The sequence below is a fragment of the Labrys methylaminiphilus subsp. lupini genome (assembly GCF_051161885.1).
In the GTDB taxonomy this organism is placed as follows: Bacteria; Pseudomonadota; Alphaproteobacteria; order Rhizobiales; family Labraceae; genus Labrys.
On sequence record NZ_JBMDIH010000002.1, the window covers coordinates 541,336 to 560,437 of the forward strand.

The 19,102-nt window shown below is 62.1% G+C and carries 15 protein-coding genes; 14 read left to right on the forward strand and 1 reads right to left on the reverse strand.

Features of this window, described 5'->3' with window-relative positions; genetic code table 11:
- Positions 1-9: 9 nt before the first annotated feature.
- Positions 10-1,536 carry a sugar ABC transporter ATP-binding protein gene (locus ACN6KF_RS28235; protein WP_434960215.1) on the reverse strand — a complete coding sequence of 509 codons (1,527 nt, stop codon included), beginning with the start codon at positions 1,534-1,536 and terminating at the stop codon, positions 10-12.
- Positions 1,537-1,798: 262 nt separating this feature from the next.
- Here ACN6KF_RS28235 and ACN6KF_RS28240 point away from each other — a divergent pair, with 262 nt between their 5' ends.
- The 14 genes from ACN6KF_RS28240 to ACN6KF_RS28305 all read left to right on the forward strand — a co-directional run bounded on the left by ACN6KF_RS28240 (position 1,799) and on the right by ACN6KF_RS28305 (position 19,090).
- Positions 1,799-3,352: an ABC transporter substrate-binding protein gene (locus ACN6KF_RS28240; protein ID WP_434960216.1), complete on the forward strand. Its 1,554-nt coding sequence runs from the start codon at positions 1,799-1,801 to the stop codon at positions 3,350-3,352.
- Between the two features lie 7 nt (positions 3,353-3,359).
- Positions 3,360-4,343, forward strand: a complete 984-nt coding sequence (locus ACN6KF_RS28245; RefSeq protein WP_434960217.1) for an ABC transporter permease — start codon at positions 3,360-3,362, stop codon at positions 4,341-4,343.
- Positions 4,340-5,239 (forward strand): ABC transporter permease, encoded by a 900-nt coding sequence (locus tag ACN6KF_RS28250; RefSeq protein WP_434960218.1) that lies wholly within the window; start codon positions 4,340-4,342, stop codon positions 5,237-5,239. Before ACN6KF_RS28245 ends, ACN6KF_RS28250 begins: the two co-directional genes overlap by 4 nt.
- On the forward strand, positions 5,236-6,132 hold the full coding sequence (locus ACN6KF_RS28255; RefSeq protein ID WP_434960219.1) for an ABC transporter ATP-binding protein: 897 nt from the start codon (positions 5,236-5,238) through the stop codon (positions 6,130-6,132). Before ACN6KF_RS28250 ends, ACN6KF_RS28255 begins: the two co-directional genes overlap by 4 nt.
- Complete coding sequence (locus tag ACN6KF_RS28260) at positions 6,132-6,941, forward strand: ABC transporter ATP-binding protein (RefSeq protein WP_434960220.1); 810 nt, start codon at positions 6,132-6,134, stop codon at positions 6,939-6,941. The genes ACN6KF_RS28255 and ACN6KF_RS28260 overlap by 1 nt, the downstream gene beginning before the upstream one ends.
- Before the next feature lie 68 nt (positions 6,942-7,009).
- A complete protein-coding gene (locus tag ACN6KF_RS28265) occupies positions 7,010-8,350 on the forward strand; it encodes an LLM class flavin-dependent oxidoreductase (RefSeq protein ID WP_434960221.1) in 1,341 nt (446 codons plus the stop codon).
- Between the two features lie 78 nt (positions 8,351-8,428).
- Positions 8,429-9,802: an LLM class flavin-dependent oxidoreductase gene (locus ACN6KF_RS28270; protein WP_434960222.1), complete on the forward strand. Its 1,374-nt coding sequence runs from the start codon at positions 8,429-8,431 to the stop codon at positions 9,800-9,802.
- A gap of 544 nt (positions 9,803-10,346) precedes the next feature.
- Positions 10,347-11,600 (forward strand): sugar ABC transporter substrate-binding protein, encoded by a 1,254-nt coding sequence (locus ACN6KF_RS28275; RefSeq protein ID WP_434960223.1) that lies wholly within the window; start codon positions 10,347-10,349, stop codon positions 11,598-11,600.
- A 54-nt stretch (positions 11,601-11,654) separates the two neighbouring features.
- Positions 11,655-13,304, forward strand: a complete 1,650-nt coding sequence (locus ACN6KF_RS28280; protein ID WP_434960224.1) for a sugar ABC transporter ATP-binding protein — start codon at positions 11,655-11,657, stop codon at positions 13,302-13,304.
- Positions 13,301-14,299, forward strand: coding sequence for an ABC transporter permease (locus ACN6KF_RS28285; RefSeq protein WP_434960225.1), 999 nt, complete (start codon positions 13,301-13,303; stop codon positions 14,297-14,299). The genes ACN6KF_RS28280 and ACN6KF_RS28285 overlap by 4 nt, the downstream gene beginning before the upstream one ends.
- Before the next feature lie 7 nt (positions 14,300-14,306).
- Complete coding sequence (locus ACN6KF_RS28290) at positions 14,307-15,698, forward strand: LLM class flavin-dependent oxidoreductase (RefSeq protein WP_434960226.1); 1,392 nt, start codon at positions 14,307-14,309, stop codon at positions 15,696-15,698.
- 8 nt (positions 15,699-15,706) lie between these two features.
- A complete protein-coding gene (locus ACN6KF_RS28295; protein ID WP_434960227.1) occupies positions 15,707-17,080 on the forward strand; it encodes an NtaA/DmoA family FMN-dependent monooxygenase in 1,374 nt (457 codons plus the stop codon).
- A gap of 22 nt (positions 17,081-17,102) precedes the next feature.
- Positions 17,103-17,672 (forward strand): peroxidase-related enzyme, encoded by a 570-nt coding sequence (locus ACN6KF_RS28300; RefSeq protein ID WP_434960228.1) that lies wholly within the window; start codon positions 17,103-17,105, stop codon positions 17,670-17,672.
- Between the two features lie 65 nt (positions 17,673-17,737).
- A complete protein-coding gene (locus ACN6KF_RS28305) occupies positions 17,738-19,090 on the forward strand; it encodes an LLM class flavin-dependent oxidoreductase (RefSeq protein WP_434960229.1) in 1,353 nt (450 codons plus the stop codon).
- Positions 19,091-19,102 lie beyond the last annotated feature (12 nt).

The window sequence follows — 19,102 nt, forward strand, 5'->3', positions numbered from 1 at the left end:
GGAAAGGCCTTAATTGGCGGGCAATGCCGGGGTTGAGAAGGATGTGCCGGCGGTGGCGAGCAACAGGGCCGCTTCCTCCAGGCTGCCGGCGGCATCGCCCACGATGACGTTGTCGACGATGACCAGCACCCGGTCCGCCACTTCCAGTGCCTCTTCCAGGTCATTGACGAAGACGAGTGTGGCCCGATCGACCGAGCGCGCGCGGATCGTGCGAATGATGTCCTCTCGAGCCCCGACATCGACACCCTGGAATGGCTCGTCGAGGAGAAGGACCCGCGCCGTCTCGGCATGCCAGCGTGCAAGCACGACCTTTTGCTGATTGCCGCCCGACAGCACGCCGAGCCGGTCGAATGGGCCGCCTGCTTTGATCCCGAAATCGCGGATCAGCCGCTGGGCCCTGTCCTGCTCGCGCCCGCTCTGGACCATCCCGCGCTTCGACCAAGCCTTGAGGAAGGGAAAGCTGATCGTTCCCGCAATATTGGCAAAGGGCACCGTGCTTGGAAAAAACGACGTGCGCCAGCGGTCCTCTCCGGCCAGGAAGACGCCCCTTGCGATCGATTCGGCCGGACCGGACGGCGCAAAGGGCACGCCGTCGATCTCGACCTCGCCGCTTTCCAGAGGCCATAGCCCGAAGATTGCGCCGGCGAGGGCCGTCTTGCCGGCGCCTACCGGGCCCGTGATCGCAACGACTTCGCCGGCGTGGACGAGCAGATCGAACGACGCGGCGGAGCGGCGGAGCCTTGCGTTTTCGAGACGCAGGACGACCTGCCGTTCTTTGGCTTCGGCAGATTTCGAGATATGGCGTGTCTGTCGACCAATCATCGCACCGATGGCCGCGCCATAGTCGACCGGGGCATCGAAACTCGCCGTGATGCGTCCGTCCCGCAGGACGATCACCCGGTCTGCCAGGCGGCGAAGATCGCCGATCTTGTGCGAAATATAGAGAATTGCGACGTTTCGCCGACGCAAGCGCTCGATCACTTCAAAAAGACGCTCGGCTTCGCGCGCCGACAAGGAAGCGGTCGGTTCATCCAGGACCAGGATCTTGGGTTCCAGCGCAACGGCGCGCGCTATTGCCACGAGCTGGCGTTCGGCAATCGAAAGATCGTCCAGGCGTCGATCGAGATCGACATCAAGAGCGACAGCATCCGCAATGGCTTGCGCTGCCTGCCGGCCCCGCCGGCCACCCGTCACCAACGGTCCCTCGTTGGCGCAGTACTGGTCGAGCAGCAGATTGTCGAGGACAGACAGGTTGGGCACCCCTGTATCGGCAATGGTCTGGTGAACCACAGCAATGCCCTCGCTCCGAGCCTGGGCGGGAGAGCGGAGCTGGACCCGCTTGCCGTCGATCAAGGTTGCTCCACCATCGGGTTGGTGGATACCGCACAAGATCTTGACGAGCGTCGATTTGCCCGCGCCGTTGGCGCCCATCAACGCAACGATTTTGCCATGGGCAATCTCCAGATCGATGCCGTCGAGTGCGATCGTGGAGCCGAAGCGCTTGGCCAATTGCTGAACCAGGACTGCCGACGTCATGTGCTCTTGCCAGTTGGAGAAGGGGCGTGCATCTTTAGTCCATATAATCCATAAAACAAGTATATATTTGACATTCCTGGGAGGGAAATTCCATCCATCGCTTCGCGCAGCAAGGCCCGGGCGTCACATTGGCAGGTGGTAAAATTATAATATATAAAATTTATGGATTTAATTGATTAAATGGATTCGGCATGCCATCGTGAGGGTACGGTGGCATCCGCGCTGCCGCTGCGAGCGCGTGGTACTCAGTTGGAATTTGGTGATGGTCGATAGTCGAAGTTTCCACCCCTCCAGGCGGCAGGCCTTGCTGGGCGCCGTGGCCTTGGGAAGCATGGCCGTTGTGGGTCGGCCGGGACGTGGTGTTGCCGCGAATACGAAGACGCTGCGCCTGGCAACGGGCGAGGCCGACGGCGTGAAGGGGACGCTCGATCCGGCCTTTGGCAACAATGACAATGACGGCGCGCGTGCCAGCCTCGTCTATGAACGCCTGGTCGTTCCTGACGAGGCCTTTGCGCCGCAGCCTCAGTTGGCGTTGAGCTGGAAACCGGACGCGTCAGGCCAGGTCTGGACATTCGCCCTTCGTCAGGGCGTCAAATTCCAGGACGGATCGCCTTTCACAGCCAATGATGTCGTCTTCACCTTCAAGCGGCTGATCGACCCGAAAACGGCCTCGCCCGCCGCTGCGGTTCTCGGGCAGATCGATCCTGACGGCATAAAGGCCCTCGACGATCATACGGTGCAATTCCGCCTGCGCACGCCGGTCGTGGAGTTTCCACTCCTGATTGCCAATCGCTTCACCTATATCGTTCGCGCGGGTCAGACCGCGGAGCAGCTGCGTACGGCCGGCATCGGTACCGGTCCTTTCCGGGTGGAGAAATTCGTCCCCGGCGAAGAACCAAGCATATTCGCCCGCAGTGAGCATTATTGGCAGCCTGGGCGTCCCCTGCTGGATCGCGTTGAGCTGAGGGCGATCGCCGAGCCCTCCTCGCGCATCGCCGCTTTGCTTGCCGACCAGGTCGATGTCGTGGCCGAGCTACCGTCTTTGGGGCTGCAGCGACTGGAAAACAATCCTGATATCAAGATCCAATCCGTGCGCACCTCGGCATGGCAAGGGCTTGCCGTCTTCTCGGACGTGGCGCCGTTCAATGATGCAAGGGTACGCAAGGCCCTCAAGCTGGTGGTCAATCGGGACCAATATCTGAAGGCTTTGGTCGGTGGGCGAGGGGCCATTGCCTATGACACGCCCATTCCGCCATGGCAGTCCTATGGGTTGCCGCAGGAGCCCCTCAAGCAGAACATTGCCGAGGCCAAGAGGCTGTTGACGGAAGCAGGCCATCCCAACGGCCTCGATCTGGAACTTCATACCTCGGCCGGTGATGTCGGCCTGATCCAGACCGCAACCCTGTTCAAGGCGCAGGCTGCGGCGGCCGATATTCGCGTGACCATCGTCCAGGCTCCCGCGGCCGATTACTGGACCAATATCTGGCTCAAGAAGCCCTTCGTGACCACGTCCTGGAACGGGCGCTCGACCGACGAGGCCCTGGCTCTGGAATTCCTGTCGAGCGCGCAGTGGAACGAGACCCATTGGCGCAACAGCGAATTCGATGCGCTCGTCGCTCGGGCGCGCACGACGCTCGACGAGGCGCAGCGGACGCAGCTTTATCATCAGGCCCAGCGTCTGATTCAGGATGATGGCGGCGCCGTCATCCTGGTCTATGCCGACACGGTCGGCGCGACCCGCGCAAATGTCAGTGGCTACAAGGTTCATCCCCAGAAGTTTCCCACCGACTTTTCCGGCGTCTCCATCGACGGGTGATGGCGCGATGGCACGGCTGTTCCCGCGCATTAGCCCCCTAGGCCGACTGGTCGCGCGCAGGCTGGCATTTGCAGCGTTCTCGCTGCTGGTCGTGGCGACGATCGTTTTCTGGGCGATCGACCTTCTGCCGGGTGACGCGGCTCAGCGCATCCTGGGACGGGATGCGACGCCGGAGGCCCTGGATGCACTCAGAATGCGCCTGCAACTCAACGATCCGGCCTTGCTTCGCTATGTCAGGTGGCTGGCCGACCTCATCCAGGGGGACCTTGGGTCATCCTTGGCTGCGGACAGGCCTGTCTTGCCTTACGTTGCAGGCCATTTGGCAAATACACTGCTTTTGGCCAGCGCTGCGCTGGCCATCCATATTCCCCTCAGCATCGGTCTGGGGTTGGTTGCTGCCAGTTCGCGACGCGATGGTATCGCCGATACGCTGATCGCAGCCTTCGTCCTGCTTGGCATGTCGGTACCCGAATTCGTGATCGGGATTGGTCTGGTAACCTGGCTTTCCACTGCGTGGAATTGGTTTCCGCCGCTTGCACTGATCGACCAGGCTCATTCCATCGGGCAATTGGCGAGCGTGCTGGCCTTGCCGGTGCTGACGCTGAACTGCCTCATGACGGCCTATGTGGTGCGGCAGACGCGGTCGTCGATGATCGAGATCATGCAGTCCGATTTCGTTCGGGCAGCGATGCTGCGTGGTCTGCCAAGAAGCCGCGTGTTGTTGCGCCATGCACTCCCCAGCGCCGTCGGCCCGGCGGTCAATGCAATCGCCCTCAACGCGGGGTGGCTGATCGGCGGCATCGTCGTCGTTGAGGCCGTATTCAACTATCCAGGCCTGGGCAGGCTGCTGGTCGAGGCGATCGGCAATCGCGATGTCCCCATGGTGCAGGGCGCGGCAATGGCACTGTCCGCCGCCTATATCGTCATCAATCTCATCGCCGATGTCGTGACGGCTCTGTTCAATCCCAAACAGCGGACGGCATTGGCATGACGGAATTGTCGACCCCGGCAGGGCTTGGTCCAGGGCAGCTGCGGCGCAAGAAGGGATTGGTGCTATCGCAAGCTGCCCGTCTTCCCTGGACGGGATATTGCGCGCTTGTCGTTCTTCTCGGCTACGTCCTGATCGCGTTTGCTGCCCCGGAGCTGGCAGCCCATTCGCCGACCGATGTCTTCATTGCAGGGCCGTTCGAACCGCCATCGGCCGAGCTCTGGCTTGGAACGGATGCGCTTGGACGCGATGTCGCCAGCCGGTTTCTCTATGGCGGCAGGACGGTGCTCGCAACAGCCGCCGGTGCCGCAGCTCTCGCCACCATTCTCGGGGGCCTCATCGGGATCCTGCTGGGACTGCGCGGCGGTATCGTCGACGAGATCGCGATGAGGGTGCTCGAAATCATCATGAGCATTCCCTCGATTGTATTTGCCCTCCTGATCGTCGGACTGGTTGGCTCCGACCGCTCGACGATCATTCTCACCGTCGGTCTGCTTTCGGTTCCGAATGTGGCCCGGGTCGTTCGTGCCGCGACCTCGGGCTTTGTTGCCGAGGACTTCATCGCCGCCGCAAGGGCAAGAGGTGAGGGGATGTTGTCCATCAGCATCCGGGAGTTGCTGCCCAATGTTCTCGGCACTCTGGTGGTCGAATTCTCGATACGGACCGGATTTGCAGTGCTGTTCATCGGCGGCCTGGGATTCCTCGGCTTTGGCGTTGCCCCACCGGAACCCGATTGGGGGCTGATGATCAATGAAGGGCGCTCTTCGCTGGAATCGGCGATCTGGCCCGTTCTGGCACCGGCGCTCGGCATAGCAATGCTCGTCACCAGCGTGAACCTCCTGACGGACGCACTTATGCGGGGCTTTGGCTCTCCTTCAACTCGAGGCGCAATCGCATGATCGTTCGCGGCGCTTCCTTGCTTCAGGTCAATTCGCTGCAGGCGGACTATCGGCGTGGCTCCAGCTGGCAGCGTGTCCTGCATGACGTCAATATCGAGATCCGGGCGGGCCAGACGATGGGCCTGGTCGGCGAGTCAGGCAGCGGCAAGTCGACCCTGGCGGCCCTCTTGCTTGGTGAACGTCGCGACGACCGGCGCATTGCGCGCGGCTTCATATCCTTTTGTGGGGTCGATCTCTTCTCCGCGCCTTCCATCGCGGTGAACCGGTTGCGCGGCGCTGAGATCGCCTACCTGCCTCAAAATTACGGCGCGTCGCTGACGCCGACTATGCGTATCGGCACGATCTTTGCCGAAACCCTCGGATATCACGGGCCGAGATCGAGCTCGGCCGCCAGGCGAGAGACGATCCTGGGCCTGCTGCGCGACGTCGGCCTCGTGGATGTCGAAACGGCGTTGACACTCTATCCCCACCAATTCAGCGGCGGGCAGCAGCAGCGTATCGCCCTAGCCCTGGCGATCAGCTGCCAGCCCCGATTACTCGTGCTCGACGAACCGACGACGGGCCTGGATCCGATCATCCGGCGTTCGGTGGTGACGATGCTGCGGCGTCTCTGCCTTGAGCACGAGATGGCCATGCTCTTCGTCTCGCACGATCTGGCCACGGTCGCGGAGCTTTGCGAGGTGGTCGCCGTGATGCGTGCCGGACGGATCGTCGAGACCGGTACGGTGCGGCAAGTCTTCGCTACGCCCAGCCATCCCTACACGCGTTCGCTGCTCGAAGCCCTGCCCCGCCTTGACAGCGACTACACGCGGCGGTCGGCAGCAGTGGCTGCCCAGGGCCAGAAGTCGGCCGGAAGGGGTGTGGAGATGCACGATCTTGGCTGGGTGATCTGATGGCGGTGCCCATTCAATCCCTGCTGGGGCAGCCATCCTTGGTGACACTCGAGGGCGTTACTCACGTCTATGGCTCCAATCCGTCGGCACAACCAGCTCTCGACGGCGTGTCGTTTCGGATCGGAGCTGGCGAAACACTTGCGGTGATCGGAGAAAGCGGCAGCGGCAAATCGACTTTGGCCCGGATACTGGCGGGCCTCTTGCCTGCGACGCGAGGAACGATCCGATTGCGTGGCGAGAATCTTGCAGGAACGGTGGAACACAGGTCCCCCGATCTGTTGCGCAAGGTTCAGATCATCTTTCAAAATCCGGGTGGCTCGTTGAACCCGCGGCATCGTGTCTCCACCATCATAGGCCGCCCCCTTCGGCATTTCTTCGGCATGGGCGGCGCCGCGTTGGCGGACCGCGTCGAGACCCTCCTCGGCGAGGTTCGGCTGCCCGGCCACTATGGCGGGCGCTATCCTTCGGAGTTGAGCGGCGGCGAGCGCCAACGCGTGGCGATCGCCCGGGCCTTGGCCGCGGAGCCCGACCTTCTGATCTGCGATGAAGTCACATCGGCCCTGGACGTGTCGGTGCAAGCTGCCCTTTTGAGCTTGCTCAAGGACGTTCAAAAGCGCACCGGCGTTTCGATGCTTTTCATCACCCACGATCTGGCTCTGGCTCGCTGGTTTGCGGACCGGGCGGTCGTCCTGTTCCGCGGCACCCTCTGCGAGGATACGGCGATACCCGAGCTCTATGAGCGACCGCGTCACCCTTATACGGCCAACCTCATCGAAGCGGTGCCGAGTCTTGCTCGATCCCTTTCCTGACCTCACCCGGCCGACACCGACATCTCGTCTATGGCCGCCAGCCCCTGTTCTTTCCTGTCGAGTCTTCAATGACCTATTCCCGTCGCCTCAAGCTTGGTCTTTCCTTCTATCCGGCGGGTTATCATGTCGCTGGCTGGCGTTTCCCCGGCGCTCAGCCGGATGGCGGCATCAATCTGCGGCATCACGTCGAAATGGCGCAATTGGCGGAAGCGGCCTGTTTCGATTTCTTCTTCCTGGCCGATACGAACGCCATATGGGACGAGAATTTGGAGGCCGTCGGGCAGACCACCTGGGGCGCTAAATTCGAGCCGCTCACCGTTCTGTCCGCGCTGGCGATGGTGACCAGCCGGATCGGCCTGGTGGGAACGGCGAGCACGACCTACAACGATCCGTTCAGTCTGGCCCGCCGGTTCGCCTCTCTCGACCATATCAGTGCGGGGCGGGCTGGGTGGAACCTCGTCACATCCGCCACGGCGGCCGAGGCGGCCAATTTTTCAAGGGATAGCCATCCCCATCATGGGGATCGCTACGTCCGGGCCCGGGAATTCGTCGAGGTGGTCACGGGCCTGTGGGATGGCTTCGACGACGCGGCCTATCAGTATGATCAGCGAAACGGCGTTTGCTTCGATCCGCGCAGGGTACGCAGGCTTGATCACCAGGGGGAGAACTTCCAGGTGCGTGGTCCACTCAATATTCCAAGGCCGGTACAGGGTCATCCGGTAATGGTGCAGGCCGGGCTTTCCGAGGCCGGCCGCGAGCTTGCGGCCGAAACCGGAGAGATCCTGTTTACCGCGCAATCGGAGCTAGCCGCGGCCAAGGCTTTCCATGACGACGTCAAAGCCAGGGTGGCCCGCCATCGTCGGTGCCCAGAGGAGCTCAGCATCATGCCGGGTGCCGTCACGATCGTGGCGGCAAGCCGGGCCGAGGCGGAGGACCAGATCGCGGCCCTCGATCGCCTGCTTCCGCCATCGGCCGGCCTGGCGTTTCTATCCGGTCTGATCGGGGAGACCGATTTGTCGGGTTTCTCGCTCGACGACCCCCTGCCGGCCCTGCCGCCGACCGAAGGGCCGAAGGGCCGCCAGCAGGTTGTGCTGGAGAAGGCGCGGCGCAAGGGGCAGACACTGCGCGAGGTTTATCGGTCCATCGCGCTGACCAGCGGCCATCGCCTCGTCTATGGCGCGCCGCTGGATGTTGCCGATCAGCTGGAAGAATGGTTCGAGGCAGGAGCATGCGATGGCTACAACATCGCGCCCGCCCATCTTCCCGGCGGCTTCGAGGCTTTTGCTCGCCTGGTCGTACCCGAATTGCAGCGTCGCGGGCTGGTCCAGCGCCAATATGCGCGCGAGACGCTGCGCGACAATCTGGGGTTGTCGCGCCCGCCCAGCGCCTATGCCAGGTCGGCGGCCTGACGCGCGTTTCACCGTCCCGCAATTTGTATCAAACGGAGAGGCCGGGGCCGTGGCGCAGCCGGCCGAAGAAAGATTTTGATGATGACCATCGCCGCAAGACCCAAAGAACTGCGTCTGAATGCCTTCTACATGAACTGCATCACGCACCAGTCACCTGGACTGTGGCGACATCCGCGCGACCAGACCCAGCGCTATACGGACCTCGACTACTGGGTCGAACTCGCACGTACCCTGGAGCGCGGCTGTTTCGATGCCCTATTCCTCGCCGATGTCCTCGGGGTCTACGACATCTACGGCCGAAATGCGGACGCTGCCCTGCGTGGCGCGGTGCAGGTTCCCGTCAATGATCCGATGCTCCTGGTTCCCACGCTTGCCCACCAGACAAGGCATCTCGGCTTCGGGGTTACCAGCATCCTGTCCTATGACCAGCCCTATGCCTTCGCGCGGAGAATGTCGACGCTCGACCACCTCACCAAGGGACGCATCGGCTGGAACGTCGTGACCGGCTATCTCGACAGCGCGGCCCGGGCGAGCGGCCTCAGCAAGCAGCACGGACACGATCAACGCTATGCCGTTGCGGATGAATATATGGAGGTGGTCTACAAGTTGTGGGAAGGAAGCTGGCAGGACGATGCCGTTTTGCGTGATCGCGACAGCGGCATCTTCGCCGATCCCGGCCGCATCCATAAGATCGTGCATGAGGGGGAATATTATCGCCTGGAAGGTTATCACCTGAGCGAACCCTCGCCCCAGCGCACGCCCGTTCTCTTTCAGGCTGGATCATCCACGCGCGGACGTGCCTTTGCAGCTCGCCACGCCGAATGTGTCTTCATTGCCGGGAATTCGAAAACGGAGATCGCGCGGCTCGTTTCGGAAATACGGCAGGCTGCGGTCGGCCATGGGCGAGACCCGCGCGACATCACGGTGTTTCTGAGCGCAATCGCAATCGCCGGCCGATCGCGCGCGGAAGCCCAATTCAAGCTCGACGACTACCGCGCCTATGGTGACATCGAGGGCGCTCTTGTCCTGCAATCGGGCTGGCAGGGGATCGACTTCGGCGCGGTGCCTCTCGACAACCCATTGTCTTCAGTGCGCGAGACGGTGACCCAGGCCCATGATCGGAGCGATCGAGCACCGGATCCGCGTTCGGTTCGCCAACTGGCGGAGGCAGCGACATTGGGCGGCGGGGCACCGCTCTTGCTCGGAACGGCCAACGACATTGTCGATGAGATGCAATCCTGGCTGGAAGAAGCGGATATCGACGGCTTTAATCTGGTGAGTGCGGTCGCTCCCGAGACCTATGTGGATTTCGTCGATATCGTCGTGCCGGAGCTACAAAAACGCGGTATCTACAAGCGCGACTATCGCGCTGGCACGCTGCGTGAAAAATTGGGTGGTCGCCCACGTCTGCACGCCAGCCATCCTGCAGCACTTTTTCGTCATGGGAATTGATCTGCGATCTCGCGGCTGCGTCGTTCGTCGACGGCTATCGACCTGGGAAGAGGTCAAGGACGAGTATTTTGCCAGCCACTCGTGTTGCCTATGAAGAAGTGGGGTTTGAGCCCTATGGGCAAGCGATTGCGGTAAAATATAACCTCATGGTCATGCGCTGCAGGCAGGAGAGCCACGTCGCCGATGGCCGGTCAGGCTTTTTGCGCAGAAGGAAAACGCCCTGAGATAGGCCTGAAGGCGATCCGCGAAGCTGAAATCGCGTTGCAGCAATCCTGGCTCCCAGTCGCCGGAGCTAGGAAGACAACGCATCTTAATACCGCATGTCAGCCATACCCTTTTTGCATATTTACTTTATATAATATATATAAATAGTAGACTAATGGAGCTTTGCAAGGACCGGGATGCTGTCGGTTTGGCGAGCAACCAGGAACATCCCAGAAAATTTCAGGAGGCGAAGATGGTGGATCGATCTATTTCGAAATTTCCGGATTTATCGCAAAAGACGCTTATCGATCGCCATTTGGACCGCCTTGACGCGAAGGGAGTGAGTCGGCGTGACTTCCTCGCCCTTGCCTCTGCAGGCGCTGCAGCAGCTGCCACCGCTGCCGCCATGGGATTGCCCTCGGTTGCCGTGGCCTCGCCCAATGGCAAGCTGGCCTTCCTGACGGCTTTCTATCGCAATGAGTACAACATCATTCTCGACAAGGCTTTTGCCGATGCCACCAAGGAGCTGGGTTTCGGCGGCTATACGGCTCTGGACGGCAATTTTGACAGCCAGCTTCAGCTGAACCAGTTCGAGCAGCAAGAAGCCGCCGGCATCCAGTCCGCCATCTTCAACCTTGCCGACGGCAGCCCCCTGCGTCGCATTACGAAGGGCGCACAAGAAAACAAGGTTTATGTCGGCAATGTCTGGGACACCTTGTCCTGGTTCACGCCCTTTGAGGCCGGCGACTATTACACGCTTTATGCCGTTCCTGAGGAATTCGTGGCACATCGCGCCGTCACCGAGGAATTGCTCAAGGCCGTCACCGAAAAGTTCGGTGGCGGTGACATCATCGGTGTCACCGGTTCACCGGGCAACTGGACTGACGTCGCGCGCAGCCGCGGCCGCGACGCTGCATTCAAGGCTTATCCCAAGACTCGCCTCGTCGACCAATTGCCCGGCAAATGGAATCGCGAGGATGCGCTCAAGGCCACCGAGGATCTGCTTAGCCGTCATAAGAACGTCGTCGGTGTGGTGGCCCAGAATGATGACGTGGCCCAGGGCGTGATCGCGGCGTTGAACGCAGCCGGACTGCGCCCGGGAGAGGACGTTCTGGTCGTCGGTGCCGACGGCACCAGCGGCGGCGTGAAATCAATCGAACGCGGCACGCAGCTGGCAACGAGTGCCAACAGCCCGGCCTATGCCGCGGCTCTGTTCGCAGGCCGCATCTATGACGTGACCCATGGCTGGCAGCCCCGTGCCTCGGAACGGCTGCTGAACTGGCGTTCGCTCATCGCCACCAAGAACAATATTGGCACCTATCTCAAGCGCTTCGTCGACAATGACGGCGTCAAGCCCTTCGATTATCGCAAGATTTCCAAGGTGCTGCATCCCGATGATTGGGATCCGCAGGCAGAAGTGCACCCCCTCGATATCGACAAGCACTGGGAAGGCATCGCCAAGCCGGAGGGGTGGACCTATCCGCAGGCCTATCAGGATGCGCGCTCGTCCGGCGAATTCGAGAAAGTCCGAGCGGAATACGCCGATCACTACAAGATCAAGTTCGACGGCCCTTCGCCCAATGCGAAGGCTTAGCGGCGGCATTCCGTCCGTATTCCCTCCGCTGTCCCCCGCATTTGCGAGGCCCCGATGACCACATTCAGTGAGGTGCGCCGGCATCCGGCGGCTCCGGCTGTCCTGCCCGATGCACAGCCTCTCCTCTTCGAGGCGAAAGGCCTGGCCAAATCCTATGGACGGGCCGTCGTTCTGAACGATGTCAGCTTCGAGGTCCCTTCCAACAGAGTGGTGACCTTCGTGGGTGAAAATGGGGCCGGCAAATCGACCCTGTTCAACATCCTCAGCGGCCTGGTGAAGCCGGACCAGGGGGCGATGCGCCTCGCCGGGCGTTCCTTCGGGGTACGCGGCTATGGCGAGGCCGTTGCAAAAGGGGTGTCGCGCGTCTTCCAGGAACAATCCCTCGTGGCCAACATCCCGGTCTACGAAAATCTCCTCCTGGGATATGAGCGCCGCTTCACGCGAGCGGGACAGTTGATCGACAAGCGGGCGATGATCGCCGCTGCAGAGCACATCGTCGAGGAAGCCGGCATTGACGTCGATGTGCGCCGCCGGACCAGCGACTACGACTTTTCCAAGCGCCAGTCGATCGAGATCGCCCGTGCCTGCCTCGCCACGACGCATCTGGCCGGGATCACCACCCCCTTCATCCTGTTGGACGAACCGACTTCTGCTCTCGATCGGCGAGACGAGGAGGCGTTCTTTCGGCTGGTGGCCCGCATCAAGCAACGGGGTTCCCTGCTTTTCGTCTCTCACCGCCTGACGGAAGTGCTGGAAATTTCCGACATCATCTACGTCCTGAAGGATGGGGAACTCGTTGCCCGCCTTGATCCGCGCCGGACCGACGAACAGCAGCTCCATGCCCTCATGGTCGGGCGCGAACGGGCGGCGGACTATTATCATGAGCGCCGCCAACGCCGGATCGAGGGGGCGGATTACGTGATCCAGGCCGACCGCCTGACCGACCCAGGACAGTTCGAGGATGTTTCGCTGACGGTCCGGCCCGGTGAAGTGGTAGGCATCGGAGGCCTGCTCGATTCAGGCAAGAGTGCGGTGGGCAAGGCAATCGCTGGGGTGGTCCCGGCAGCCTCGGGCACTGTTTCTCTTCGGGGAGGCAAGGCGGTCCCGCCTCGCATCAGCCACTTCGTGCGCAAGGGATTGGGCTATGTTCCTGCCGAACGGCTGGCCGAGGGAATGATTGCACCCTTCAGCGTGGCCTGGAACATCTCGCTCGCTAGCGGCGCAGACCTTTTCTCCAACCGGTTCGGCATCTGGCGCCGACATAAGGAGATCGAGGTCGCGCAGAATTATGCCCAGCAATTGTCGATCAAGTCGGCCACGCCGAATTTGAGCAGCGCCAGGCTCTCCGGCGGAAACCAACAGAAGGTCGTCCTGGCCCGCTGGCACGCCCGCAATCCCAACATTCTCGTACTCGACAATCCTACGCGCGGCGTCGATGCGGGCGCCAAGGAAGAGATCTATCGCCTGATCCGCGACCTGACGGCTGCCGGTGTCGGCATTCTGCTGATCACCGATGAGCTTCTCGAGCTGATCGGGCTCTCCAACCGCCTGCTCATCATGCAACGCGGGCGGATCGTCACCGAAATCGATGCCCCCGTCGAGGCCAAACCCAGCGAGCGGGAGGTGGTGGCCTGGATGCTGCCCCAGAGCAGCGACAAGGCCGACCCTCCCAAGCCGCTCGCGAACCTCGAGATCGTACCATGACGACAGTTCCGCTCCACTCTTCACCGCGCCGTCGCCCGCGCTGGTCCTTCGACCTCAAGTCGGTCGACACCAGCCTGTGGTTTCCCGTCGGCGTCGTCGTCTTTCTGTTCGCCTTCTTTTCGGTGGCGACCGATTCTTTCGCAACGATGCGAAATTTTACGGCCGTGAGCGGCCAGGCCGGCACCCTGCTCATTGCCTGCCTGGGCGGCACTTTCGTGGTGCTCATGGGTAGTATCGATCTTTCGGTGGGAGCGGTCGTGCTGCTTGCGGGTGCAGTCGGGGTGACTCTCCTGAACACGACGCCGCTGGGCTTTGCCGTGCTGCCGGCGGTCGCCCTGATCGGCGGGCTCCTGGGCCTTGTGAACGGCGTCATCTACACGGTGGGACGGATTCCTTCCTTCATTGCCACCCTCGGTACGCTCTCCGTCTTCAGTGGCATCGCCTTGACCATTCTCGACGGACGCGCGATTCAGTTTGACCTTGCCGGCTTCGAGCAGATCGCCATCGGACAGCTCATTCCCCGGCTGCCTAATATTGCGCTCTGCGCACTCGCGGCCTGGCTGGTGGCCGTGTTCATCGGTGCGCGTACGCGCTTCGGCCGCTACATGTACCTGATCGGGGGAGGCGAGACCGTAGCCCGCACCGCCGGCATCCCGGTCGAGCGCTACAAGATCTATGCTTTCGTGCTTTCGGGCGTGCTCGCCGCGATCGGTGCCGTTCTGTCCGTCGCCAGGCTGGGAGCGGCGGGTCCCTCGCTCGGATCCGACCTCCTGCTCAACAGCCTCGCCGCGATCGTCGTTGGCGGCACATCGCTGTCGGGCGGCGTGGGAGGGGCGCACCGCACGCTCATCGGCGTCCTTATCATCGCCACTCTCGACAATGGCCTGAACCTGATGGGGGTCTCTCAATATTCGCAGATGGTGGTGAAGGGCCTCGTAGTGATCGCGGCCGTTCTGGTCAGCCGCGATCGTTCCCGTACAGGCGTGGTCAAATAGGTGAATCATGAAAAAGCGATTGATCTTCAACGGCTTTTCCATGAATGCCGTCTCCCACGTTTATCACGGGCTCTGGCGCCATCCGTTGACAGCACAGACCCGTTTCAACGAGCTGGAGACCTGGGTTGAGCTGGCGACACTCCTGGAGAAGGGCAAGTTCGATGCGCTCTTCGTCGCCGACATTCTGGGCGTGGACGCGGTCTACAAGGGATCGTGGGACACCTATGTCAGGGAAGCAGTGCAGATCCCGATCAACGATTCCGGGGTGCTTGCCGGCGCCCTGATCCAGTCGCCCGAACGTCTCGGCCTGACGCTCACCAGTTCCATCCTCCAGGAGCATCCCTTCAATTTCGCGCGCAAGCTCTCGACCCTCGATCATCTCAGCAAGGGGCGGGTCGGCTGGAACATCGTCACCAGCGTCAGCCACAATGCGGCACAGAATTTCGGCTTCGACCGCATCGTTCCCCATGACGAACGCTATCGGTGGGCGGAAGAATATGTCGACGTCGTCTACAAGCTCTGGGAGGGGTCCTGGGACGAGGACGCGGTCGTGAACGACAAGGCCGGCAATCTCTATGCCGACCCGGCCAAGATCCATCGCATCCACCACCACGGCAAGCGCTACAAGGTTCTTGGGCCCCATCTGAGCCAGCCCTCTCGCCAGCGCACTCCCGTGCTGTTTCAGGCGGGCTCCTCGCGGGCTGGCCGTGCCTTTGCCGCGCGCCACGCCGAAGGCACTTTCATTGCCGCCGTCAATCCGCACGGCGCGCGCCGCCAGATCGAGGAAACCCGGGCGCTGGTGCAGGCGTCGGGTCGCGATGCCGGCGATCTTCTGTTTATCCAGGGCATGTCCTTCGTGGTCGGGGGCAGCGAGGAGGAGGCGCAGCGCAAGGCCCAGGACCTGGCGCAAGATATCAGCGTGGACGGTCCGCTGGCCCATATCAGCCGCGATCTTGGTATCGATCTCGGCCTGCTCGATCCCGACCGGCCGGTTGACGAACTCGAAATCGAGGGCGTGCAAGGCATCATCCGGGCCTTCGAGGAGGGTAATCCCGGCAAACGGGCGACGGTGGCCGATCTCGGCCGCGCCTACGCGCTGAGCAGCCAGGTGATCGGCACGCCCGAGACCATCGCCGACCAGCTGTCCGAGTGGCAGGAAGCCGGGATCGACGGCATCAACCTAATCTATCACACCACGCCGGGGTCCTTCGTCGACTTCATCGAAAACGTCACGCCCGTCCTGCAGAAACGCGGGCTGGCGCAGACCGAATATGCCGAGGGCAGTTTCCGCGAGCGTTTGTTTGCCGAAGGCACGGCACGCCTGCCCAATCGCCATCCGGCCAGCCGCTATCGGGGCGCTTTCACCGGCACGTCCGAACGCAACCAGCCTGCGGCCTAGGGGGAAAGATGCGCAAGCGGCTCATCTTCAACGCCTTTTCGATGAACGCTGTTTCCCATGTCTATCACGGGCTGTGGCGGCATCCAGCAACGCGTCAGACCGAGCTCAACCAGCTTTCCACCTGGGTGGACTTGGCACACACGCTCGAACGGGGCCGCTTTGATGCCCTGTTCCTTGCCGATGTCATCGGCGTCGACAAGGGTCACAATGGAAGCTGGGACATCTATCTCAAAGAGGGGATCCACTTTCCGGCCAACGATCCGTCGGTGCTGGCGGCCGCACTGATCGGCGCGACCAACCAACTCGGATTGATGTTCACCAGTTCGATCCTGCAGGCGCATCCTTTCGATTTTGCACGCCGTGTGTCGACCCTCGACCATCTCAGCGGTGGGCGTATCGGCTGGAACATCGTCACCTCCACCAGCCGCAACGCCGCGGCCAATTTCGGTTTCACCGAGCCTGTGCCGCATGACGAACGGTATCGCTGGGCGGATGAGTATGTCGAAATTGCCTACAAGCTGTGGGAGGGGTCGTGGGACGATAATGCCGTGCTGCTCGATCGGGACGGGCGGGTCTACGCCGATCCGCACCGCATTCGCCCTATCGATCATGCGGGATCGCGCTATCGCGTCGCCGGGCCTCATCTGACCACGCCCTCCCCGCAGCGCACACCCGTGCTGATCCAGGCCGGTTCCTCCCACGCAGGCCGGGCTTTTGCGGCGCGAAACGCCGAAGCAACCTTCCTCGTCTGCCTGACGCCTGAGGCCGCAAGGACCGCGATCGGGGATATCCGGACCGAACTCGTCCGGGCAGGTCGGCGTCCCGAGGATCTTCTGTTTTTCCAGGGCCTGTCCTTCGTGGTGGGGAGTACGGAAGAAGAGGCCTGGCGCAAGTCCCGTGCGATCGACGAATATGTAAGTACCGATGGCCTTGCCGCACATGTCGGGCGCGATCTTGGCATTGATTTCGGTCTGCTCGATCCGAACAAGCCTGTGGCGGACTATCAGATCGAAGGATTGCAGGGTTTCACCCAGTTCTTCGAAGAAGCCAATCCGGGCAGGAAGGCGCGGCTGATCGATCTGGTGACGGCCATGTCCTACAATGGTCGCATCGTTGGCACGCCCGAGCAGATCGCCGATCACCTCGAGGCCTGGCGGGACGCCGGCATAGATGGCGTCAATGTCGCCTATCAGACCACGCCCGGTTCCTTCGTCGAATTCATCGAGCATGTGATGCCCGAACTGCGCCAGCGCGGGCTTGCCCAGCGCGAATACGCATCCGGCACCTTGCGCGAGCGCCTTTTCCCGGGGCGTCCCGCACTCCTAACCGGAAGTCACCCGGCGACGAGATTCCGCCAGCGGCACAGCCAGGCCGCCGAATAGCCTGCTTCAGAGGAGAAAGATCATGACCGCCTTGTTGCAACAGACTTTCGAGCATCCGATTTCCCGCTTGCCCATCCCCGAGACCGGGGATTTGCCTGAGAACGTCCGAAAGGTCGTCGATGCGCACCATCAGGAAAACTGGGTGCGCGCTCTCTCGGTCAATGGCGAGACGGTGGGCCGCTTTGCCGGCTATTTCGAAAGCTTGTTTTCGCCGCGCGGCCACTTGCCGCTGCAAGAGCGCGAACTTATTGCCGTGATCGTCTCGGCTGCCAATGGTTGCGGCCTATGCACCATCCATCATACCCGCGCGCTCGGCGATGTGCTGGACGATCATGCACGTGCCCAGCGTATCGCCCTGGACGACCATCTCGTGTCGCTCTCCAAACGGGAGAGGGCGCTGGCCGATCTCGCCCGCAAGATCACCCTGACACCCAAATCGGTCGGGCAGGAGGATTTCGGCCGGTTGCGGGAAGCGGGCCTTTCCGATGCCGAGATTCTCGAGGCGGTCGAAACGAGTTCCTGGTTCAACCACACCAACCGGATCTTCATTTCGCTGGGCGTGGTGCCCGATGAGAAGTTCTTCCCGGCCTGACGAGGCTGGCCAGCCGCGCATGTGGAAGCAGGTGCGCGATTTCCCCATGATCGAGTAGAGGATCCATGTCGAAAAAGATGCATCTGGCCGGCTTCCTGATGGCTTCCCCGGTAACGCACAGCCACGCCATGTGGCGTCATCCTAGGGGCGCCCTGAACTTCCTGCAGCCGGACTTCTACGCAGCGATCGCTCGTGCCGCCGAAAGAGGCTTCTTCGACTTCGTCTTCTTTGCCGACGTGCTGGCTGTGCCAGGGCGCTATGGCGACGATTTCAGGCAGGCGCTTGCGGCGGGCGCTCAGACCGCGGCGGCGCTCGACCCGTCCTATGTGGCGCTGTCCATGGCGTCGGCCACTCGTCATCTCGGGCTGGGTGTCACACGCTCGACCACCTACTACGCACCCTATGACATTGCGCGGGCCTTCGGTACACTGGATCACCTGACCGGCGGACGCATCGCCTGGAACGTGGTAACGTCCAATGCCGATGCCGAAGCCCAGAATTTCGGCTTCCGCCAGCATCTCGAACATGAGAGCCGCTACGAGCGCGCCGACGAATTCCTGGAGGCGACTTTCGGCCTGTGGGCAAGCTGGGAGCCCGATGCTCTCATTCTCGACAAGCAGGGGCTGTTTGCAGATCCTTCCAAGGTTCATCGCACCGCACACCGCGGGCACTGGTTCGATACCGCCGGCCCGCTCACCGTGCCGTCCTCGCCCCAGAAACGTCCGGCAATCATGCAGGCTGGTTCCTCCAGCCGCGGCAAGGAATTTGCGGCGCGCTGGGCCGAGATCATCTTCGAGATTGACCCGACGCCGGAAGGACGCAAGGCCTATTATGCCGATGTCAAGGGCCGCCTGGCCCGTTATGGCCGTCAGCCAGATGATGTGAAGATCTTTCCCTCCTTCATCCCCTTCGTGGGTGAAACGGAGACGATCGCGCGGGAAAAGCAGGCCTTCCACAACGAGCTCGCCGATCCGGTAGCAGGCTTGATCACGCTGTCGGCCCATTTCGATCACGACTTCTCGCGCTATTCGCAGGACGAGCCGATCCGCAACGTCGCGGTGGGTGGCAATCACGGCTTGTTTGACGTTGCCCAGCGCGTCACCGCCAAAGACAATCTCACCCTTCGTGACCTTGGCAAGCTCTATGCCCAGGGTGTGCTGCTCCCGCAGATCGCAGGCACACCCAGCCAGATCGCCGACCAACTCGAAGCGAGCATCCATAACGAGGAGGCGGACGGTTTCATTGTTTCGGCCGCCTACTTGCCCGGTTCCTTCGAGGAGTTTTCGGATTTCGTCGTGCCCGAGCTGCAAAGGCGCGGCCTTGTGCGCACGCGTTACGAGGGCACGACGCTGCGCGATCATCTCGGCCTTGCGCCGGCAACCCTCTTGCCGCCGAGCCGGCTCCAGGCCGCCGAATAGGACCGGCCCTTG

Bases quoted from the DNA above. Each gene is read 5' to 3' on its own strand.
- ACN6KF_RS28290 (WP_434960226.1), top strand. From the start codon at position 14,307: ATGAAAAAGCGATTGATCTTCAACGGCTTTTCCATGAATGCCGTCTCC.
- ACN6KF_RS28255 (WP_434960219.1), top strand. From the start codon at position 5,236: ATGATCGTTCGCGGCGCTTCCTTGCTTCAGGTCAATTCGCTGCAGGCG.
- ACN6KF_RS28245 (WP_434960217.1), top strand. From the start codon at position 3,360: ATGGCACGGCTGTTCCCGCGCATTAGCCCCCTAGGCCGACTGGTCGCG.
- ACN6KF_RS28250 (WP_434960218.1), top strand. From the start codon at position 4,340: ATGACGGAATTGTCGACCCCGGCAGGGCTTGGTCCAGGGCAGCTGCGG.
- ACN6KF_RS28240 (WP_434960216.1), top strand. From the start codon at position 1,799: ATGGTCGATAGTCGAAGTTTCCACCCCTCCAGGCGGCAGGCCTTGCTG.
- ACN6KF_RS28260 (WP_434960220.1), top strand. From the start codon at position 6,132: ATGGCGGTGCCCATTCAATCCCTGCTGGGGCAGCCATCCTTGGTGACA.
- ACN6KF_RS28265 (WP_434960221.1), top strand. From the start codon at position 7,010: ATGACCTATTCCCGTCGCCTCAAGCTTGGTCTTTCCTTCTATCCGGCG.
- ACN6KF_RS28305 (WP_434960229.1), top strand. From the start codon at position 17,738: ATGTCGAAAAAGATGCATCTGGCCGGCTTCCTGATGGCTTCCCCGGTA.
- ACN6KF_RS28270 (WP_434960222.1), top strand. From the start codon at position 8,429: ATGATGACCATCGCCGCAAGACCCAAAGAACTGCGTCTGAATGCCTTC.
- ACN6KF_RS28280 (WP_434960224.1), top strand. From the start codon at position 11,655: ATGACCACATTCAGTGAGGTGCGCCGGCATCCGGCGGCTCCGGCTGTC.
- ACN6KF_RS28285 (WP_434960225.1), top strand. From the start codon at position 13,301: ATGACGACAGTTCCGCTCCACTCTTCACCGCGCCGTCGCCCGCGCTGG.
- ACN6KF_RS28295 (WP_434960227.1), top strand. From the start codon at position 15,707: ATGCGCAAGCGGCTCATCTTCAACGCCTTTTCGATGAACGCTGTTTCC.
- ACN6KF_RS28300 (WP_434960228.1), top strand. From the start codon at position 17,103: ATGACCGCCTTGTTGCAACAGACTTTCGAGCATCCGATTTCCCGCTTG.
- ACN6KF_RS28235 (WP_434960215.1), bottom strand. From the start codon at position 1,536: ATGACGTCGGCAGTCCTGGTTCAGCAATTGGCCAAGCGCTTCGGCTCC.